A 909-nucleotide genomic window follows, 5' to 3' on the forward strand; every position below is an offset into this window, starting at 1 on the left:
GCAGGCCCTGGCTTGCCTCAAGGGCCTGGCCGATGAAATCGACCCGGACGAGAAACTCGGCCGGTTGTCCCTGGGCCAGCGCCAACTGGTGGAAATCGCCAAGGCATTGTCCCGTGGCGCCCATGTGATTGCCTTCGACGAGCCGACCAGCAGCCTGTCGGCGCGGGAGATCGACCGCTTGATGGCAATCATCGCGCGCCTGCGCGATGAGGGCAAAGTGGTGCTTTACGTGTCGCACCGCATGGAAGAGGTGTTCCGCATCTGCAACGCGGTAACGGTGTTCAAGGACGGCCGCTTCGTGCGCACCTTCGAAGACATGAGTGCGCTGACCCATGACCAGTTGGTGACCTGCATGGTGGGGCGCGATATCCAGGATATCTACGACTACCGTGCGCGCGAACAGGGCGAGGTAGCGCTCAAGGTCGACGGTCTGCTTGGCCCCGGCTTGCGTGAGCCGATCAGTTTCGCGGTGCGCAAAGGCGAGATTCTGGGGCTATTCGGGCTGGTCGGGGCAGGGCGCACGGAGCTGTTGCGCCTGCTCAGCGGCCTGGAGCGCGCGAGCGCCGGCAGCCTGCAACTGTGCGGGCAAGCACTGGACCTGCGCTCGCCGCGCGATGCCATCGCCGCCGGCGTGCTGCTCTGCCCGGAGGACCGCAAGAAGGAAGGCATCATCCCGCTGTCCAGTGTCGCCGAGAACATCAATATCAGCGCCCGCGGTGCCCACTCGAGGTTCGGCTGGCTGCTGCGCGAGGGCTGGGAAAAAGGCAACGCCGACCACCAGATCAAGGCGATGAAGGTCAAGACGCCGAATGCCGAGCAGAAAATCATGTACCTCTCGGGCGGCAACCAGCAGAAGGCGATTCTGGGGCGCTGGCTGTCGATGCCGATGAAAGTGCTGCTGCTGGATGA

1 protein-coding gene is annotated in these 909 nt (G+C 64.1%); it reads left to right on the forward strand.

What is annotated here, in order from left to right; genetic code table 11:
• A partial coding sequence (locus M5B97_RS27545) for an ATP-binding cassette domain-containing protein (RefSeq protein ID WP_248733236.1) occupies positions 1–909 on the forward strand: 909 nt, incomplete at both ends.

The organism is Pseudomonas sp. MWU13-2517 (assembly GCF_023242545.1).
Classification (GTDB): domain Bacteria; phylum Pseudomonadota; class Gammaproteobacteria; order Pseudomonadales; family Pseudomonadaceae; genus Aquipseudomonas.